The sequence below is a fragment of the Plantibacter cousiniae (nom. nud.) genome (genome assembly GCF_977070315.1).
The window spans coordinates 164,379-183,278 of sequence record NZ_CDRVEU010000014.1 but is presented as its reverse complement, the minus strand read 5'-3'; the positions used below and the strand labels follow the sequence as shown (position 1 = coordinate 183,278).

General features: G+C 62.3%; 15 protein-coding genes. 5 read left to right on the top strand and 10 right to left on the bottom strand.

What is annotated here, in order from left to right:
* The first annotated feature begins 32 nt into the window (after positions 1 to 32).
* Genes ACW55A_RS24035 through ACW55A_RS24020 form a run of 4 tightly spaced genes read left to right on the top strand, consistent with a single transcriptional unit; the run spans position 33 to position 5,592 of the window.
* Positions 33 to 1,916 carry an extracellular solute-binding protein gene (locus ACW55A_RS24035; RefSeq protein ID WP_151342564.1) on the top strand — a complete coding sequence of 628 codons (1,884 nt, stop codon included), beginning with the start codon at positions 33 to 35 and terminating at the stop codon, positions 1,914 to 1,916.
* A gap of 1 nt (position 1,917) precedes the next feature.
* A complete protein-coding gene (locus ACW55A_RS24030; RefSeq protein WP_005745742.1) occupies positions 1,918 to 2,985 on the top strand; it encodes a microcin C ABC transporter permease YejB in 1,068 nt (355 codons plus the stop codon).
* Complete coding sequence (locus tag ACW55A_RS24025; RefSeq protein ID WP_003435077.1) at positions 2,985 to 4,007, top strand: ABC transporter permease; 1,023 nt, start codon at positions 2,985 to 2,987, stop codon at positions 4,005 to 4,007. The genes ACW55A_RS24030 and ACW55A_RS24025 overlap by 1 nt, the downstream gene beginning before the upstream one ends.
* Before the next feature lies 1 nt (position 4,008).
* Complete coding sequence (locus tag ACW55A_RS24020) at positions 4,009 to 5,592, top strand: ABC transporter ATP-binding protein (protein WP_498811675.1); 1,584 nt, start codon at positions 4,009 to 4,011, stop codon at positions 5,590 to 5,592.
* A gap of 9 nt (positions 5,593 to 5,601) precedes the next feature.
* Here ACW55A_RS24020 and ACW55A_RS24015 read toward each other — a convergent pair whose 3' ends face one another.
* From ACW55A_RS24015 to gabT, 4 genes are all read right to left on the bottom strand, one after another.
* The gene (locus ACW55A_RS24015; RefSeq protein WP_058397877.1) at positions 5,602 to 7,098 is read right to left on the bottom strand and encodes a methyl-accepting chemotaxis protein; all 1,497 of its coding nucleotides are present in this window, start codon (positions 7,096 to 7,098) and stop codon (positions 5,602 to 5,604) included.
* Between the two features lie 487 nt (positions 7,099 to 7,585).
* Complete coding sequence (locus ACW55A_RS24010; protein ID WP_002555947.1) at positions 7,586 to 8,074, bottom strand: Lrp/AsnC family transcriptional regulator; 489 nt, start codon at positions 8,072 to 8,074, stop codon at positions 7,586 to 7,588.
* A 47-nt stretch (positions 8,075 to 8,121) separates the two neighbouring features.
* Positions 8,122 to 8,796, bottom strand: coding sequence for an HAD family hydrolase (locus ACW55A_RS24005; protein ID WP_498811674.1), 675 nt, complete (start codon positions 8,794 to 8,796; stop codon positions 8,122 to 8,124).
* Between the two features lie 63 nt (positions 8,797 to 8,859).
* Positions 8,860 to 10,164: a 4-aminobutyrate--2-oxoglutarate transaminase gene (gene gabT, locus ACW55A_RS24000; protein ID WP_054082330.1), complete on the bottom strand. Its 1,305-nt coding sequence runs from the start codon at positions 10,162 to 10,164 to the stop codon at positions 8,860 to 8,862.
* A 284-nt stretch (positions 10,165 to 10,448) separates the two neighbouring features.
* Here gabT and ACW55A_RS23995 point away from each other — a divergent pair, with 284 nt between their 5' ends.
* The gene (locus tag ACW55A_RS23995; protein WP_455808378.1) at positions 10,449 to 11,378 is read left to right on the top strand and encodes a 2-hydroxyacid dehydrogenase; all 930 of its coding nucleotides are present in this window, start codon (positions 10,449 to 10,451) and stop codon (positions 11,376 to 11,378) included.
* A 92-nt stretch (positions 11,379 to 11,470) separates the two neighbouring features.
* On the opposite strand, the gene ACW55A_RS23990 is transcribed toward ACW55A_RS23995, so the two are convergent.
* The 6 genes from ACW55A_RS23990 to ACW55A_RS23965 form a co-directional block, all read right to left on the bottom strand.
* Positions 11,471 to 12,928 (bottom strand): NAD-dependent succinate-semialdehyde dehydrogenase, encoded by a 1,458-nt coding sequence (locus tag ACW55A_RS23990; protein WP_455808377.1) that lies wholly within the window; start codon positions 12,926 to 12,928, stop codon positions 11,471 to 11,473.
* A gap of 114 nt (positions 12,929 to 13,042) precedes the next feature.
* A complete protein-coding gene (gene argE / locus ACW55A_RS23985; RefSeq protein WP_455808376.1) occupies positions 13,043 to 14,200 on the bottom strand; it encodes an acetylornithine deacetylase in 1,158 nt (385 codons plus the stop codon).
* The gene (locus ACW55A_RS23980; protein ID WP_498811673.1) at positions 14,197 to 15,366 is read right to left on the bottom strand and encodes an NAD(P)/FAD-dependent oxidoreductase; all 1,170 of its coding nucleotides are present in this window, start codon (positions 15,364 to 15,366) and stop codon (positions 14,197 to 14,199) included. Before ACW55A_RS23980 ends, argE begins: the two co-directional genes overlap by 4 nt.
* Positions 15,363 to 16,772 (bottom strand): FAD/NAD(P)-dependent oxidoreductase, encoded by a 1,410-nt coding sequence (locus tag ACW55A_RS23975; protein ID WP_072365218.1) that lies wholly within the window; start codon positions 16,770 to 16,772, stop codon positions 15,363 to 15,365. The genes ACW55A_RS23980 and ACW55A_RS23975 overlap by 4 nt, the downstream gene beginning before the upstream one ends.
* Positions 16,751 to 17,062 (bottom strand): (2Fe-2S)-binding protein, encoded by a 312-nt coding sequence (locus tag ACW55A_RS23970; RefSeq protein ID WP_096120170.1) that lies wholly within the window; start codon positions 17,060 to 17,062, stop codon positions 16,751 to 16,753. The genes ACW55A_RS23975 and ACW55A_RS23970 overlap by 22 nt, the downstream gene beginning before the upstream one ends.
* A complete protein-coding gene (locus ACW55A_RS23965) occupies positions 17,059 to 18,900 on the bottom strand; it encodes an ABC transporter ATP-binding protein (RefSeq protein WP_003435054.1) in 1,842 nt (613 codons plus the stop codon). Before ACW55A_RS23965 ends, ACW55A_RS23970 begins: the two co-directional genes overlap by 4 nt.

Below are 18,900 nucleotides of genomic sequence, written 5' to 3'. Positions count from 1 at the left end.
CGTCATTCAGTGCGTACGAGGAAAGCCCCACCATGTCGCGTCTTAACCGTTTTCTGCGGCGCCTGCTTCTGGGTGTTGCACTGTGCAGTGGCTGGCAGACTGTGCTGGCGACGCCGACCCACGCCTTGACCGTCTATGGCGAGGCACCGAAATACCCGGCCGGTTTCCAGCACTTCGATTACGTCAACCCGAACGCTCCCAAGGGTGGTTCGCTGACCCGGTCGGCGGAAGAAATCGGCCAGTTCAATTACCTCAATCCCTACGTCGATCAGGGCATCAATGTGCGCGAGGTCGACAGCTGGGTGTACTCGCCACTGGCCTATCGCTCGCTGGATGAGCCGTACACGGTGTATGGCCTGATCGCGGAAAAGATGGAGATGGACCCGGACGGTCTGTGGATTCGTTTTTTCCTCAACCCCAAGGCGCGCTTCGAGGACGGCAAGCCCGTCACCGCCGAAGACGTGCGCTACACCTTCGAGCTGATAACCACCAAGGCCAGCTTCAGTTATCGACCCATGTTCGCTGACGTCAAAGAGGTGACCATCGAAGGGCCGCTGCAGATTCGCTTCGACTTCAAGAACAACCTCAACCGCATGCTGGCGCTGGACATCGCCAGCCTGCACATCCTCCCCGAACACTGGTGGAAGACCCGCGACTTCGCCAACGGCGGCGGTTTCGAGCCGCCTTTGGGCAACGGGCCGTACCGGGTCGCCAAGGTTGACGCCGGGCGCAGCGTCACCTTCGAACGGGTCAAGAACTGGTGGGGCAAGGACCTGTCGGTCAGCCGTGGCCTGTACAACTTCGACACGCTCACCGTGAACTACTACGGCGACACCGAAATCGCCCGCCAGTTGCTGCAGGCCGGGACGTTCGACTACAACCGCGAGTTCTCCTCTTCAGGCTTCGTGGTCGGCTACAGCGGCCCGGCGATTGACGACGGGCGCCTGCAAAAGCGCATCCTCGCACCGCAACGTCCGGTCGCCGCGCAGGGCTTTGTGTTCAATCTGGACAAACCCATGTTCAAGGACCGCCGCGTGCGCGAGGCGCTGTCGTTGCTGTGGGATTTCGACTGGATCAATCGTCGGGTCATGCGCAATTTCTACGTGCGCGAACAAAGCTATTTCCCGAAAAGCGACATGGCCGCCACCGAGCTGCCGACCCCGGCCGAGCTGAAAATTCTCGAGCCCTTGCGCGGCCAAGTGCCGGAAGAGGTGTTCAGCAAGGTCTATCAGCCACCGAAAACCGACGGCAGCGGCTACATCCGTGACAAGCAGTTGCAGGCCCTCAAGCTGCTGGCCGAAGCCGGTTGGCATCCGAAGGACAACAAGCTGGTCAACGCGGCGGGCGAGCCGATGGTGTTCAGCTTCATCGACGGTCAGGGCGGTTTCGACCGGCTGATTCTGCCGTTCAAGCGCACGCTGGCGCAGATCGGCATCACCCTGGATTTCCTGCGCATCGATTCGGCGCAGTACATCAACCGGCTCAATGCGCGGGACTACGACATGATCGTGGTCAACCTGCCGAAAAACGGTAATCCGATCATTTCCCCTGGCCGTGAGCTGTACAACCTGTACGGCTCGCAAAGCGCCACCGAAGTGGGCAGCTCCAACGCCATGGTGCTGCGCAATCCTGCGGTGGACACGCTGATCGACGGGCTGGTCAGCGCCAATACGCGCAATGACATGGTGCTCTACGCACGGTCCCTGGACCGGGTCCTGCAATGGGGTTACTACATGATTCCCAACTACTACTCCAAGGGCACGCCACTGGTGTTCGCCAACCGTTTCGGCATGCCGGATGTGGCACCGACCTATGACGTTGGTCTGGAAACCTGGTGGCAGATCAGCCCGACGCCGCTGACCAATGCTCAGGCCGCTGCGCTGACCGGCAAGCCTGCCGCCGCCAAGGAGTACTGAGATGCTGGCTTATGTGATTCGACGCCTGCTGCTGATCATTCCCACGCTGCTGGCCATTCTGATTGTGAATTTCCTGATCGTGCAGGCCGCTCCCGGCGGACCGGTCGAGCAGGCCATCGCGCGCATTCAGGGCTTCAGCCCCAACGGTGTGGGGGGCGGCGGGGGCGAAGTAGCCGCAAGCGGCACCGCCAGCCGCAGCACCCGTGGGCTGGACCCGGCGCTGATCGAGCAGATCAAGGAACATTACGGTTTCGACAAACCGATGCACGAACGACTGTGGCTGATGCTCAAGAATTACGCACAGCTGGACTTCGGCACCAGCTTCTTCCGCGGTGCGCCGGTCACCGAACTGATTGCACAAAAGCTCCCGGTGTCGCTGTCCCTCGGGCTTTGGGCGACGCTGATCACCTACCTGATTTCCATCCCGCTGGGCATTCGCAAGGCGGTGCGGCACGGTAGCGCGTTCGATGTCTGGAGCAGCACGCTGGTGATCATCGGTTACGCCACGCCCGCGTTTCTGTTCGCCATTCTGCTGATCGTGGTGTTTGCCGGGGGCAGTTACCTGAGCTGGTTTCCGGCGCAAGGGCTGTTCTCGGAAAACTTCGACAGCCTGAGCACCTGGGGCAAGGTAAAGGACTATCTGTGGCACCTGGTGTTGCCAGTCAGCTCGCTGGTAATCGGCGGCTTCGCCACGCTGACCATCCTCACCAAGAACAGCTTTCTCAACGAGATCAGCCGCCAGTACGTAGTCACGGCGCGCGCCAAGGGCCTGACCGAGCATCGCGTGCTGTACGGCCACGTGTTTCGCAACGCCATGTTGCTGGTGATCGCCGGTATTCCGCAGGCCTTGATCGAGGTGTTCTTCGCCGGCTCGCTGCTGATCGAAACCATCTTCGGCCTCGATGGTTTGGGGCGCATGAGCTACGAAGCAGCCGTCTCGCGCGACTACCCCATCGTATTCGGCACGCTGTTTCTGTTCACGCTGTTCGGCCTGCTGATCAAACTGATCGGTGACCTGTGTTACACGCTGGTCGACCCACGCATCGACTTTTCCGCGAGGAGCGCCTGATGTTCGAGTTCTCTCCCCAGACCCGGCGTCGCTTCGACCTGTTCAAGGCCAACCGTCGCGGTTGGTGGTCGCTGTGGATCTTCATCGGCCTGATGCTGGTGTGCCTGTGCGGCGAACTGATCGCCAACGACAAGCCGCTGCTGGTCAGCTACGACGGGCAGATGTATTACCCGGTGTTGCACACCTACATGGAAACCGATTTCGGCGGCGAGCTGCCTTTCGAGCCGGACTATGCCAGCGATTATGTGCGCAAGCTGATCGCGGCAAAAAACGGCTGGATGCTGTTCGCGCCGATCCCGTTCAGCTACGACACCATCAACTACGACCTGGACGCGCCATCGCCCAGCCCGCCGGACCACATCAACTGGCTGGGCACGGATGAACAGGCCCGTGATGTGCTGGCGCGGGTGTTGTTCGGCGCGCGGATTTCCATTCTGTTCGCGCTGCTGCTGACCGCGATCAGCACGGTGATCGGCGTGTGTGCCGGGGCGATTCAGGGGTACTACGGCGGCATGACCGACCTGATCGGCCAGCGCATTCAGGAGATCTGGTCGGGGCTGCCGGTGCTGTACCTGCTGATTATTCTGTCCGGCTTCGTGTCCCCCAGTTTCTGGTGGCTGCTGGGGATCATGGCGCTGTTCTCCTGGCTGTCGCTGGTTGACGTGGTGCGTGCCGAGTTCCTGCGCGGGCGCAATCTGGAATACGTCAAAGCCGCCCGCGCACTGGGCCTGACCGACGCTGCGCTGATGTGGCGGCACATCCTGCCCAACGCGATGACCAGCACCCTGACCTACCTGCCGTTCATCATCACCGGCGCCATCGCCACCCTCACTGCGCTGGATTTTCTCGGCTTCGGCATGCCGGCGGGCAGTGCGTCGCTGGGCGAGCTGATCGGCGAGGCCAAGCGTAATCTGCAGGCGCCCTGGTTGGGGCTGACCGCGTTCGTGGTGCTGGCCTTGATCCTTTCTCTGCTGGTGTTCATCGGCGAAGCCTGCCGCGACGCGTTCGATCCTCGGAGCTGACATGCAAGACAACCTGATTGAAATTCGCGACCTGCGGGTCGCTTTCAACGGCCGCGAAGTGGTGCATGGCGTCAGCCTCGACATCCGTCGTGGCGAGTGCCTGGCGCTGGTGGGCGAATCCGGCTCGGGCAAGTCGGTCACGGCGCATTCGATTCTGCGTCTGTTGCCGGCGAAAACCGTCAGCACCCAGGGCTCGATTCGTTACGACGGGCTGGATCTGGTCAGCGCCAGCGACAAGCAGTTGCGCAGCCTGCGCGGCAATCGCGTGGCGATGATTTTTCAGGAGCCCATGAGTTCGCTGAACCCGCTGCACACGGTCGAAAAACAGATCGGTGAAATCCTCGTGACCCACAAGGGCCTCAAGGGCAAGGCCGCGCTGAGCCGCACCCTGGAGCTGCTGGAACTGGTCGGCATTCGTGACCCGCTGTCACGTCTCAAGGCGTATCCGCATCAACTGTCGGGCGGACAGCGGCAGCGCATCATGATTGCCATGGCGCTGGCCAACGAGCCGGATCTGCTGATCGCCGACGAGCCGACCACCGCGCTGGACGTGACCGTGCAGGTGAAGATTCTGGAATTGCTCAAGTCCCTGCAACAGCGGCTGAACATGTCGCTGCTGCTGATCAGCCACGACCTCAATCTGGTGCGGCGCATCGCCCAGCGGGTCTGCGTGATGCGTGAGGGCGAGATTGTCGAGCAGGCCGATTGCCAGACCCTGTTCGACAGTCCGCAGCACCCTTACAGCCGCCTGCTGATCAATGCCGAGCCGGATGGCGAACCGGTGCCGTCCACGCACAGCAACACGCTACTGTCGGTGCAGGACCTGAAGGTCTGGTTCCCGCTGGGCAAGGCCTGGTTCAAACGTGAGCCGCAGTATGTGAAGGCGGTGGACGGGGTGAGTTTCGAGCTGCTCAAGGGCAAGACGCTGGGCATTGTCGGCGAGTCGGGTTCGGGTAAATCGACTTTGGGTCAGGCGATTTTGCGGCTGGTCGATTCAGAGGGCAGCATACGCTTCGGCACCAAGGAACTGAGCCTGCATAGTCAGCACCTGATGCGCCGGTTGCGTCGCCAGTTGCAGGTGGTGTTTCAGGACCCGTTCGGCAGCCTCAGCCCGCGCATGACCGTGGAACAGATCATTGCCGAGGGCCTGGTGACGCACAACATAGGTACGCCGAAAGAGCGGGAACAGACGGTGATCCGCGTGTTGCAGGAAGTCGGCCTGGACCCGGCCACCCGGCATCGTTACCCGCACGAGTTTTCCGGCGGTCAGCGCCAGCGTATTTCCATCGCACGGGCGTTGGTGCTTGAACCGGATCTGATCCTGCTCGACGAGCCGACCTCGGCGCTCGACCGGACCGTGCAAAAGCAAATCGTCGCCCTGCTGCGTGACCTGCAAATCCGTCGCGGTCTGACGTACCTGTTCATCAGCCATGACCTGGCGGTGGTTCACGCCCTGGCCCATGATCTGATCGTGATCAAGGACGGCAAGGTGGTCGAGCAGGGCCCGTCCCGTGAGATCTTCGCCGCACCGCAGCAGGCCTACACTCAGGAACTGCTGCGCTCATCGGGGCTGGTGTTTGCCTGAGCCCGAAAGCTACGCGTGAAAGCTCTGGCCCAGCGCTTCCAGGCGAATGGCCAGCGGCGACAGGCTCTGGCTGCTGGTCGCCAACACACCGATATTGGCAGCGGTGTGCTCGGCGATGGTCTGTACCGAGCGCAGCTGATCGGCAATTTCCCGGCTGACGGTGGACTGTTGTTCGGTCGTCGTGGCAATCAGGCCGTTGAGCTGGGTGATATGGCCGATGCCTTCGCCGACGGCGCGCAAGGATTCCGAAGCGCGCTGGCTGTCCTCGACACAACGCCCGACGCCCTGCAGGCTGTCGTTCATGGCCGTAGCGGCCTGACGACTGCCTTTTTGCAGGTCTTCGATGATGGTCTGGATTTCCTTTGTCGACGACGCTGTGCGCTGCGCGAGGTTGCGCACCTCGTCCGCCACCACCGCAAAGCCTCGGCCCTGCTCACCGGCGCGTGCGGCTTCGATTGCAGCATTGAGGGCCAGCAGGTTGGTCTGCTCGGCAATGCTGCCGATCACGTCCAGCACTTTGCCGATCTGTTCTGACTGGTTGGCCAGGGCCTGTACGGTTTCATCGGTGGTCGTGATGCGTGCGGCAAGCTGGGTGATTTCGCTCTGCGCACGGTCGACACTGTCGCGCCCGTGGGCGACCTGATCGCTGGCGTCACCGGCCCGCTGCACAGCTTGCGCGACGTGGCTGGAGATATCGTTCATGGCTTCGCCCATGCGCTGCATGGCGCTGGTCATGCGGGCGATTTCACTGAGCTGATGCTGCGCACCGGTTTCCAGCGTACCACTGGCCCTGGCGAGGTCATGACCCAGTTCGCCCAGCCCGCGAGTGTCACGTACCACACCGTCGACCAGGCTGGTGATCTGCGCCAGAAACTGCTCGAAACGTTGCGCCAGCGAGACATGTTTGCCCGAGCGCTCGCTGGACTGGCTATCGGTAGAGAACTGGTTGGTGGTGGCCAGCATCCGGTCCAGCATGTCCTGATTCTCGACCGCCTCGGCCTGATTCTGCACGGCCAGGTAAACCAGAATCGCGCTTTCAACGACTACATACACCGCATGCACAAGGACCATGCTCCAGCCGAAGCCGTGGTGCATGACGTACACCGGGAAGCCGGAATGCTGCAAGGCATGGAAAACGATGTGGTGGAGAGCGATGGTGACGGCAGCGACCAGAATCGGCAGCCAGTCGCGGTAGAAGGTCAGCACTGCCAGCAGGACGAAGATGCCGAAATGTATCTCGACCTGCCCGTGGGTCTGATTGATGTGCAGCGCGGTCATGACCATCAGGCCCACACCGAAGCAGCAACGCATCAATCGGGTGCCGCCGATGGCCCGATACAGCCCGGTCAGCACCACCGCGGTGCCGCCACCGACGACGACTGCCTGGGTGAAGGTGTCGAACCAGAACGCCAACCCGAGCGCGTAGATGAACAACAGCCAGATCAGACCCAGCATGATCCGGTCGGCCTTGCGGTAATGGTCAAGGAAACGAGGGGCTACGGGCATCGAACACATCCTTTTGAAATCCATGACGACAGGGGCTCCTGCCGGTTTTCAAATCTGCACGAGCAAAAGCCCGGCCAAAGTGCCGTCCGGATAGTAGCCCTATGCCAGAATTTCAGAAATACATATTCTTTGCCCGGTATTCACGGCTGCGTATGCGGTGCTGCGCAGATCTGTGACGCGGAGCGTCACGCAAGGCATTCCCACGCTGGAGCGTGAGGAACGATAGGTGTCAGGGATATCGCAGAGCGGGTGGCGCGCGAGGTGTCCGGGCAAACACCATCGTGGCTCAGCGCGATACACCCATCCTGTGGGAGCGAGCTTGCTCGCGAAGAGGCCAGTCAGCCTTGATATCAGGTCGCTTTAACCACCGCCTTCGAAGCAATGCAGATCGCCGTCCCGGTCACTCCCACAATCCACATGGCCCTCGTGCCCATGCTTTGAAGTGGGTATGCCGTTCCGGACGCTCCGCGTCCTCTTGGCTGGAGCTTCAGTGGCGCAACAGTTTGCGCAGCGGTACGCCGTCTTTCATGACCGGGGATTTGATGACGATGTAGCTGAAGTACTTGGAGATGCCGATGTTCTTGTCCAGCAGCTCTTCGATCACTTCCTGGTAATGCTGAATGCTGCGGGTCATGAAGCGCACCAGGTAATCGTAGCCGCCGCTGATCAGGTGGCATTCCAGCACTTCGTCGACGTGACGGATGTTGGCTTCGAATTTAGCGAAGTCTTCGCGCTTGTGGTCGCTGAGGGAGATTTCCGTGAACACGGTGACCGATTCGGTGATCTTGGCCAGATTAAGGTGCGCCTTGTAGCTGGAAATATAACCTGCCGACTCCAGACGTTTGACGCGTTGCAGGCAAGGGCTCGCGGAAAGTCCGACGGCATCGGCCAGGCTGACGTTGGTCATGCGCCCGTCTTTCTGGAGTTCTACCAAAATATTGATATCAATCCGATCCAGTTTGACCAAGCCTTCCATTACCTACCTCTTGTATTGCCATTCACGGTGCCTACCTTCTAGCAAAATCAGCGCCGTAAAGACAGCTGATGCTGAGCGACCAGATCGGCCATGCTGTTGATGCACAGGTCGGCGGTGCATGGCTGACGGTGTTGCTCACGGCTGCGGCGGATCAGGCACAGCCCGCCAGTACTCAGCGCCGAGGCCGGAGGGCGTGACACTATCAGGGTGTCACGCGGCTCCAGATCCATGTCGGCAAGCCACGCCGTGTCGTTCAGCGGGTGGGTGGTCAGTGACAGCAGGCTGTCGGGCTCGAGCCCCAGTCGTTCGCACAGCACACCGCGATCCTGCAGGTCGCGGTCGGCGTACACCAGCAATCGATAGAACTTGCGCAGGTAGAGCATCGCGCCGGGCGCATCCTCGAACAGCGTCCAGTTCGGCACCGAGCGGGCGAAGGTCATGCCCTCTTCCCAACTCGCCTTGAGCCCCAGGCGTTCGGCCAGCTGTCGATGCGCAAAGCACAGCAGCCCGCTGAAACCCAGTTCGTCGAAGCGCGGGTACAAGGTGCGGACCACGTCATTGAACTCGGTCAGCACCTGATCTTTCTCCGGTGTATTCAGGCCGTTTTCCAGCAACGGCTGCAACGCCGCCCAGACACCTGAATCACGGTCCACCAGCACTTCATCACAATCGATCAGCAGTGCGCGGTAATCAATAAGCCCCATGGCAGGCAACGTCTCCATTCAACAATGATCCCCAGCGCGGGTGGTCGCAGCGTCTCGCGACGGCCGCGACCACGCTTGCGCTCAGCTGGACTTCAATACTCGTGCCAAGGCAGCGTCGAGAATGCCCAGTGCTTCATCGATCTGCTGCTCGGTGGTCACCAGTGGGGCCAGGAAACGCAGGACGTTGCGGTACACGCCGCACTTGATCACCAGCAGGCCGCCGATGCGCGCCTGATCGATGACCTTCTGGTTAAGATCGGCGTCCGGACTGCGTGCCGCGTCATTCTTGACCAGCTCCATGGCGAGCATGAAACCCGTGCCGCGCACGTCGCCAATACACGCGTAACGTTCTTTGAGCGCAAGCAGACCCGCACGCAGACGTTCGCCCAACTGCTCGCCGCGTGCCAGCAGGTTTTCCTGCTCGTACGTGTCGATCACCGCCAGCGCAGCGGCGCACGACAGCGCATTACCGCCGTAGGTGCCGCCCAGGCCGCCCGGAAGCGGTGCGTCCATGATCTCGGCACGCCCGACCACGCCCGACAGCGGCATGCCGCCCGCCAGGCTCTTGGCCACGGTCACCAGATCAGGCTGGATACCCGAATGCTCGAAACCGAACCATTTGCCGGTCCGCCCGAAACCGGACTGGATTTCATCGACAATCAGCACGATGCCGTGTTGCTCGGTCAGCGCACGCAAGGCCTTCATGAACTCCACAGGCGCAGTCAGGAAGCCGCCATCGCCCTGCATCGGCTCGATCAGAATCGCCGCCACACGCTCCGGTGCAACCTGAGTGGCCAACAGCTCGTGCAACGCCGCCAGCGCGACTTCGCTGGTCACGCCGCGATACTCGTTCGGGTACGGCGTATGGAACACTTCGGGGGCCATAGGGCCGAAATTCTGTTTGTACGGCTGGCTCATGCCGGTCAGCGTGGTGCCAAGCAGCGTACGGCCATGAAAACCGCCGCGGAACGAGATGATTGCCGGGCGATTGGTGTGGGCGCGGGCGATTTTCACCGCGTTTTCGACCGCTTCGGCGCCGGAGGTGAAAAGCACGGCCTTGTGATCGATGCCGCTCTGGCCCGCGATGAGATGGCTCAGGCGTTTGGCCAGGTCCAGATAGGGCTGATAGGACGCCACCTGAAAGCAGGCGTGGGTGACTTTGGTCAGTTGCGCCTGAATCGCCGCGACCACGTTCGGGTGGTTGTGGCCGATGTTCAACACGCCGATACCGCCGACGAAATCCAGATAGCGCTTGCCATCGACGTCCCACAATTCAGAACCCTGTGCCCGGTCGATGACCAGCGGGTGGGCCGTGACAATCCCGCGCGGCACGAACTGATCGCGCTGGCGGAGCAGATGAGGGGTTTCGTCGACTTTGCTGTTCATGGTTATACCTGTCGTGGGCCAGGCAGCCGGCGGGGTGGCTGCGATGCTGTTCAGGTTAAGCGTTCAGCGAAATGATCTACGCCGAACTTGCCCCCTCAGATGTCCATATCGACTGTTTTTCGCCTTGCAAACGGCAGATTCCTTCATGCCCGCAAATCGCCATGCAATCTGCCGGGCAGCGGCGCTTTTCGGACATTGGAGAGGCCAGGAAGCAGGCGTTTCGACAGATCCTGCTTTGCATTTGCGGCATGATGGGGCTCCCCTTTCATGCTCAGGAAATGCCCATGCCCGCCCTGCTCTACAAAGCCGATCCCGCACGTGCCGAACGATGGCGCGTCCTGTTTGCCGAGCACGCGCCGGACATTGAATGGAGGGTATGGCCGGACATCGGCGCCCCGGCCGACATCCACTATCTGGGTGCCTGGCTGGCGCCCGATGATCTGCAGGAGCTGCTGCCCAACCTGAAAGTGCTGTTCGCCCTCTCGGCAGGTGTGGACCAGCTGGACCTGAGCCGTATTCCGAAATCGCTGCCGGTGGTGCGTCTGCTGGACCCCGGCATCAGTCACGGGATGTGTGAGTACGCAACCTTTGCCGTGCTGACCCTGCACCGGGAAATGCTGCGTTATCGGCAGCAGCAGGTTGAAGGCGTCTGGAAAGCCCACCCGCTGATACCGGCAAGGCAACGTCGAGTGGGCGTGATGGGGCTTGGGTTGCAGGCGCAGCATATTCTGTCGAGCCTCAAACCGTTCGGTTTCCAACTGTCGGGCTGGGCGCGCAGCGAGCATCGAATCGACGCTGTCGAGTGCTATGCCGGGGAAGGGCAACTGCAAGCCTTTCTGGGGCAGTGCGACATTTTGCTGTGTGTACTGCCGCTGACCGGGCAGACCGAAGGCATCCTTAATCGTCAGCTTTTCGAACAATTGCCCAAGGGTGCCGCGCTGATCAATATGGGTCGTGGCGGGCATCTGGTGGAAGCGGACTTGCTGGAAGCGCTGGACAGCGGCCAACTCAGCGCTGCGGTACTGGATGTGCTGCAGCGGGAACCGGCAGCAGCCGACCATCCGTTCTGGACCCACCCGAAGATCCTGCTGACCCCGCATGTGGCGGCCATGACCCAGCCGGAAAGCGCCTTTCCTGGCCTGCTCGATAACATTCGCCGTTTTGAGCGTGGTGAAGCGATGCAGGGGCAGGTGGATCGCGGCCAGGGTTACTGATGCGTTGGATTATCGTTCCCCACGCTGGAGCGTGAGGAACGATAATCTCAACTATCGTGCCGACGCTCCGCGTTGGTACGCCGTTCTGAACGCTACAACCCGCCCACATGAAACGCCTTCACTTCCAGGTATTCATCCAGTCCGTAGCTGGAGCCTTCGCGGCCCAGGCCGGATTGTTTGATGCCGCCGAACGGGGCGACTTCCATGGAGATGATGCCGGTGTTGAGGCCGACCATGCCGAACTCCAGCGCCTCGCCGAAACGCCATGAGCGACGCAGGTCCTGGGTGAAGTAATACGCACCCAGGCCATAAGGCGTGGCGTTGGCCAGTGCCAGCGCTTCGGCTTCATCTGTGAAGCGCATCAGCGGCGCGACCGGGCCGAAGGTTTCTTCGTTGGCCAGCAGCATGCCCGCGTGGGTATCGCCCAATACCGTGGGCTGGACGAACTGGCTGGTGCCGTCGGGAGAGCCGCCGTGCAGCAGTTTCGCCCCCTGGCTCAGCGCACCGTCGATATGCCGGGCGACTTTGCTGACCGCTGCCGGGTTGATCAGCGGGCCGATGGTCACGCCCTCTTCCAGGCCGTTGCCGACCTTGAGCTTGGCGACCTCTTCCACCAGCCGTGCAGCGAAACGGTCGTAGATGCCGTTTTGCACCAGAATCCGGTTGGCGCACACGCAGGTCTGCCCGGCGTTGCGGAATTTGCTGAGCATGATGCCCGTCACCGCCTGTTCCAGGTCCGCGTCGTCAAACACGATGAAGGGCGCGTTGCCGCCCAGTTCAAGGCTCAGACGCTTGATGTGTTCAGCGCTCTGGCGCATCAGCAGACGGCCGACGGGCGTCGAACCGGTGAAGGAAATCTTGCGCACCACCGGGTTGCCGGTCAGTTCTTCGCCAATCCCGGCGGGCATGCCAGTGATGACATTGAACACCCCGGCAGGAATGCCCACGCGTTTGGCCAGCACCGCCAGCGCCAGGGCTGACAAGGGCGTGAGGTCCGATGGCTTGACGATGATCGGGCACCCTGCGGCCAAGGCTGGCGCACACTTGCGGGTGATCATGGCGTTGGGGAAATTCCACGGCGTGATCGCGGCGCAGACACCCACCGGCTGCTTGAGGGTCATCAAGCGACGGTCTGCGCTGGGGGCGGGAATGGTTTCACCGTACGAGCGGCGCGCCTCTTCGGCGAACCATTTGACGAAGCTGGCACCGTAGCGGATCTCGCCGCGCGACTCGTTCAGCGGCTTGCCCTGCTCAAGGGTCATGATCAGCGCCAGGTCTTCGACGTTGTCGAGCATTGCCTGATGCCAGCGCTCCAGCAGCGCCGCGCGTTCGGCCGCGGGACGTGCGCGCCAGGCAGGCCAGGCGCGATCGGCCGCTTCGATTGCACGTCGGGTTTCGACGCCCTGCAGGGCCGGCACCTGCGCCAGCGTCTCGCCGGTGGCCGGGTCGCTGATGGTCAGGGTTGCACCATCGTCAGCGCTGATCCATTGCCCATCGACGTAGGCGCGGTCTACCAGCAGGCTGGGGTCTTTCAACTGATTCTTGAGCATGATCGAGTCCTGTTCCGGGATGACTGCCAGTCTAGGCAGACGCCACAGTCCAGGATGCTGAAAGCAGGATAACGGCAGCGTCCGATGCTGAAATTTGCCTGCGGACGGCAGCCTCTACTGCTTCAATGACCCCAGCAGGCTCTGCAGAAACCGCTCGCCTGCGTCCATCTGGCTCTCTTCGATAAACTCGTCCGGTTTGTGTGCCTGCTCGATGGAGCCTGGCCCGCAGACCACCACCGGCACATTCAGGCGCCCGGCGAACAGGCCGCCCTCGGTGCCATAAGAGACCTTGATGTGCTGTGTGCCCGGTTCGGCAAACGCATGCAGCATGCGCACTGCTTCAACGCTTGGGTGTGTCTCCAGTGCCGGGTACTCGTTCATCACTTCGATTTCGATAGCGGCCACGCCCGACAATTGTTTCGCTTCGCGTACCAGCACTTCGGCGCGCTCGCGCAGTTGCTCTAGCAGCACGTCGGGATTGTCGCCCGGCAGGTTGCGGAACTCGAATTCCATGGTGCACAGGTTGGGCACGATGTTCAGCGCCTTGCCGCCATCGATACGGCCAATGTGCACGGTGCTGTAGGGAATGTCGTAGCCCTCGTCACGCGCGCCCTGCTGTTCGATCTGCTTCTGGCTGTTGCGCAGCTCGGCGATGAAATCGCTGGCCAGATGAATCGCGTTGACCGCTCTTGGGGCCAGCGAGGAATGCGCTTCCTGGCCTCGACAGAAGGTGCGATAGGACGCCTTGCCCTTGTGACCGACAGCGAACTGCATCAGGGTCGGCTCGCCAACCACGCACAGGAACGGGCGTACCGGTGCCAGATGCAGGACGTCGAGCAGACGCCGCACACCGACACAGCCGATCTCTTCGTCGTGGGACAGCGCCAATTGCAACGGTCGCATCAGGGGCATGTCCGCGGCATTGAGCATCGCGTCGATAGCCAGGGCGATAAAGCCCTTCATGTCGCAGGTGCCACGGCCGTAGATGCGCCCGTCACGCAGGGTGGCCTGAAATGGCGGCATCGTCCACGCCTGACCGGCCGCAGGAACCACGTCGGTGTGGCCGGACAGCAGCACGCCGGGTACATCACGCGGGCCGGTGCTGGCGAACAGGTTGGCCTTCTTGCCGGTCTCGTCCTTGACGATCAGCGACTCGATGCCTTTGCTGGCCAACAGTTCACGGACGTATTCGATCAGCGCCATGTTCGGCTCCGACGACACGGTGTCGAAGGCGATCAGGCGCTTGAGGATTTCCAGTGCGCGTGGGCTCATGAGGCTTTACTCGTCTGTTCAGTGAGGTTGTCCACAAGGCTGACATCAAACCGGCGAATGTCGAACGGGCTGATCGAGGTGCTGGTCGCGCCGGTGCTGATCAGCTCAGCCATCACGTCGCCCACGCCCGGACCGAGCTGGAAGCCGTGGCCGCAGAAGCCGAACGCATAGAACAGGCCGTCGACCTTGCCGCTGCGACCCATCACCGGCAGCGAATCCGGCGTGTAGCCTTCGATGCCGCTCCACACGCGGATGATGTTCAGGTTGCCGACGCCGGGCAACAGGCGACGCATTTGCTGCACCTGATTGATGATGCTGCGCGGCTCGACGTAGGCGCGGCGGTTGATCATGTCCGGCTTGCTGCGAAAACCACCACCGATGACGATGTTGCCGCGTGCGATCTGCCGGAAGTAGATCACTTCGTGAGGGATTTTGGTGAACACACCGATCACTGTCGGCAGTGCATACGGCACCGGCTCGGTCACGGCCATCTGCGGACCGTGGGTGTCCAGCGGCACGGATTCACTAAACTGCGTGGAGAGTTTCTGTCCCCAGGCGCCAGCGGTGATCAGCAACTGATCGGCGGTGAATATGCGCCCGTCAGTGGTGGTGACTTCGAATTCGTGACCGACCTTTTCCACATGGGCCACTTCGGTACGCTCTTCGATCCGCGCCCCGGCCCGAATCGCCGCGCGGGCGAAAGCCGGTGCTGCCAGACGCGGGTTGGCGTGGCCATCGTGTGGCGCGTAGGAGCCGCCCTTCACGTCCGGCCCGAGAAACGGAAAGCGCTCGTGCAGTGCTTTCCCGCTATAGATTTTCAGGTCCAGCTCACGGGCTTCCGGGGCCGCTGCGTAGGCTTCCAGTTCGGCGATTTCGTCCTCGCGATAGCAGACGCGCATGTGGCCGCTGGGCAGGAATTCCAGGTCTTCACCGATCAGCTCCGGCAGCCGCTGCCATAACGCTCTGGAACGGTTGGCGAGTTCCAGCTGGCCAAGATGCCGCCCCTGACGTCGCACGTTGCCGAAGTTCACGCCGCTGGCGTACTGACCGATCACGTCGCGCTCCAGCAGCGTCACCGACTTGCCGCGCTGGCGCAGAAAGAAGGCTGACGCCGAGCCCATGAAGCCACCGCCGACAATCAGCACATCGACTCTCGGCTGCCTCATGAAACCACCTCGTCGATCAGCATCGACAACGGTTTGACCGGCGCCTGACCGCGCTGGCGACCGACCTGTTCGACCGGCACACCGGCTTCGGCCGCGATCACCTCGGCCCCGGCCTGCGAGCAGTAGCGGCCCTGGCAGCGGCCCATGCCGACGCGACTGAAAGCCTTGGCGCGATTGACTTCGCAGGCGCCCTTTTCACGTACGACGCCGCGCAGTTCTCCCGCGCTGATCATCTCGCAGCGGCAGACAATGGCGTCATCGGGCAAGGCAGCGGCCTGGGCCGCAGGCCAAGGAAACGCTTCGGCCAGCCCGACCCGAAAGCGATCCATTGCCACCAGGCTCTTGCGTACTTCTTCCTGACGCGAGTTATCCACAGGTCGCCCGAGGTCCTCCAGCAGTGCCATCGCCACCAGTCGACCGGCCTGTTCGGCGGCATCGGCGCCACGAATCTTCGCGCCGTCACCTGCGGCGTAAAAACCTTTGACCGAAGTACGTCCCTCTTCATCAACTGCCAGCACCCATTGCCCGGACGCTTCGTCGAAGCGTAACTGGCAGCCGGCCAGATCAGCCAGCTGGGTTTCCGGACGCAGGTGGTAACCCAGCGCCAGAGCATCGCAATCGACGTTCAGCGAGGTCCCATTGGCCAGCTTCACGCGCACGCCGACCACGCCGTCCTGTTCGCTGCCGATGATTTCCTCGGGCTGCACGCCCAGATGCACCGGCACCCCGGCGCTGTACAGTTGGCCCAGCAGTTTCATGCCGTTGAACAGCAGACCGGGACGCGCCAGCAATTTGGGCATCGCGCTGACGCGTTTGCCGAACGGTGAGGTGTCGAGCACCGCAGCGACATCGGCACCGGCTTTGACGTACTGGCTGGCGACCAGGTACAGCAGCGGGCCGCTGCCCATGAACACCACGCGACTGCCAATCGAGACCGATTGCGACTTGAGCGCAATCTGCGAGCCGCCGAGGCTGTAGGTGCCTGCCAGCTGCCAGCCCTTGATCGGCATCAGGCGGTCGGTGGCCCCGGCACACAGAATCAGTGCGTCGTATTCGACCACGGTGTGCACGCCCTGACTGGCGCAGCACAGTTCGCCGTGGGTCAGGTTCCAGGCCAGCGTGTCGGGGCGGTAGTCGATCTGCGTGCGCAGGCGATCGAAGCTTTCATGCAGGTCACGCGCCTTGGCCGCCTCGGTGCCATACAGCGCTGAATAATCGCGTTTGAAGCCCTCTGGCTGACGGCGATAGATCTGCCCGCCGTCACGCCGGTTTTCGTCGATCAAAATCGGTTTGATGCCTGCAGCCAGCAAGGTTTCGGCGCAACGGGTACCTGCCGGGCCGGCGCCGATGATGACCACTCTCGGGCTGCCAGGGTTGCGAACGTCTAACCGTGAAGAAGTGGCCATTTCGCCTCCGGTTGGGTGGTGACGATGTCGAGTCCGTCGCGGACTTCGTTGGAGCAGGCGCGCAGCCGCTCGCCGCTGCGGGTCCAGACCCAGCAGTCCTGGCAGGCGCCCATCAGGCAGAAACCTGCACGGCGCCCGGTGTCGAACTCGGATTGGCGTAATGTGCCCTTGCGGGTCAGCAACGCTACCATCAGGGTATCGCCCTGCAATGCCTCGATGGGCGCGCCATCGACCATCAGGCTCACGACCGGGCGTTCACGTTCGCCCAGTCTCACAAAACGGCCATTCATGCGTAAGCTCCGACGGTTTCAGGGTTCAGGTTTTCTTGCACGGCTTGCAACTCGTCGCTGTCGCGGTGGCAAAGGATCTCGCTGCCACCTGCGATCAGGCGACGACCCGGCGCGGTCTTGTTGCACAGGCCTTCGATGCGGGCCGGGCAGCGATTGAGGAAGGTGCACAGCTCCGGATTGTTGGCCGGTGCGCTGATGGGCGGCAGCTTGCCGCTGGTCACACCGCAGGTTTCCAGCCAGCCCTGACGCAATTCCGGCACCGAATGCACCAGCAGATCGGTGTAAGGATGGAACGGCACTCGGCTGAAGGCTTCGCGGCTGCCCTCTTCAACCTTGTGGCCGCTGTACATCACCACGATGTCGTCGCACAGCGCGCGAACGGTGGAGATGTCGTGGCTGATGAACAGGTAGGAAACCCCCAGCTTGCGGCGCAGTTCGCCGAGCAGTTCGAGGATGCATGCACCGACCACGGTATCCAGCGCCGAGGTCACTTCATCACAGAGGATCAGGTCCGGCTTGGCCGCCAGGGCGCGGGCCAGGTTGACGCGCTGTTTCTGCCCGCCCGAGAGTTCGTTGGGGCGCCGCTCGGCCAGCTCGCGAGGCAGGCGCACCAGGTCCATCAGCTCATCGATGCGCTCGCGCAGGGCCTTGCCCTTCAGGCCGAAATACATCTTCAGCGGGCGGGCCAGAATCGCGCTGATGCTGTGCATCGGGTTGAGCGCGGTATCGGCGTTCTGAAACACCATCTGGATGCGCCGGAACTGTTCTTCGGTACGACCCGCCAGGGTGCCGGACAAGTCGGCACCGTCGAACGTCAGGCTGCCATGCGCCGGGTCCAGAAGACCGGCGACCACACGGGCCAGCGTCGATTTGCCCGAGCCCGACTCACCGATCACGCCGATGGCCTGACCACGGCGGATTGTCAGGTCGATGTCTTCCAGCACGCGAATCATCGGCATGCCTTGCAGGTCTTTTTTGCCATACCCCGCCGTCAGGCCTTTGATGGTCAGCAGCGTGCTGTCCTTGACCACTTCGCTGGCCGGACTCAGTACTTTATCCGGACGCGCGGCCGCCAGCAGGCTGCGGCTGTAGGCATCCGCCGGGCCTTTGAGCAGCTCGGCGGTGCTGCTCTGTTCGATGATCCGCCCGCCATTGAGCACCACGATCTGATCGGCCATCTGCGCCACCACCGCAAGGTCGTGGGAGACATAGACTGCCGTGGCACCCCGGTCGCGGACGACCCGCTTGAATGCGCGCAGCACGTCGATCTGCGTGGTGACGTCCAGTGCGGTGGTCGGCTCGTCGAGGATCACCAGCAACGGATCACTGATCAGCGCCATGGCCGCCATGACGCGCTGCAACTGGCCACCCGAGACCTGATGCGGGTAACGCCGGCCGATGCTTTCCGGATTGGGCAGGGCCAGGTCGCGGAATAGCTCGACAGCCTTGGCTTCCAGTTCCGCGCGGCTGCCCAGACCATGAATCAGCGCACCTTCGATCACCTGATCGATCAGCTTTTTCGCCGGGTTGAAGGCGGCTGCGGCGCTTTGTGCAATGTAGGAAACGCGGTTGCCACGCAGGCCCTGCAATTGGCTTTCGGGCAGGCTGAGCATGTCGTGCTCGCCCACTTGAACCACCCCGCCAGCCAGCTTGCAACCGCGTCGGGCGTAACCGAGCAGGGCCAGCGCGATGGTGGTCTTGCCGGAGCCCGACTCGCCGATCAGTGCCAGCACTTCACCTTTTTCCAGCGAGAAGCTGACGCCTTTGACGATCTCCAGCTCGCCATGGTCGCCCTCGGCAACCACACGCAGGTCTTGCACACGAATCAACTGGCTCAT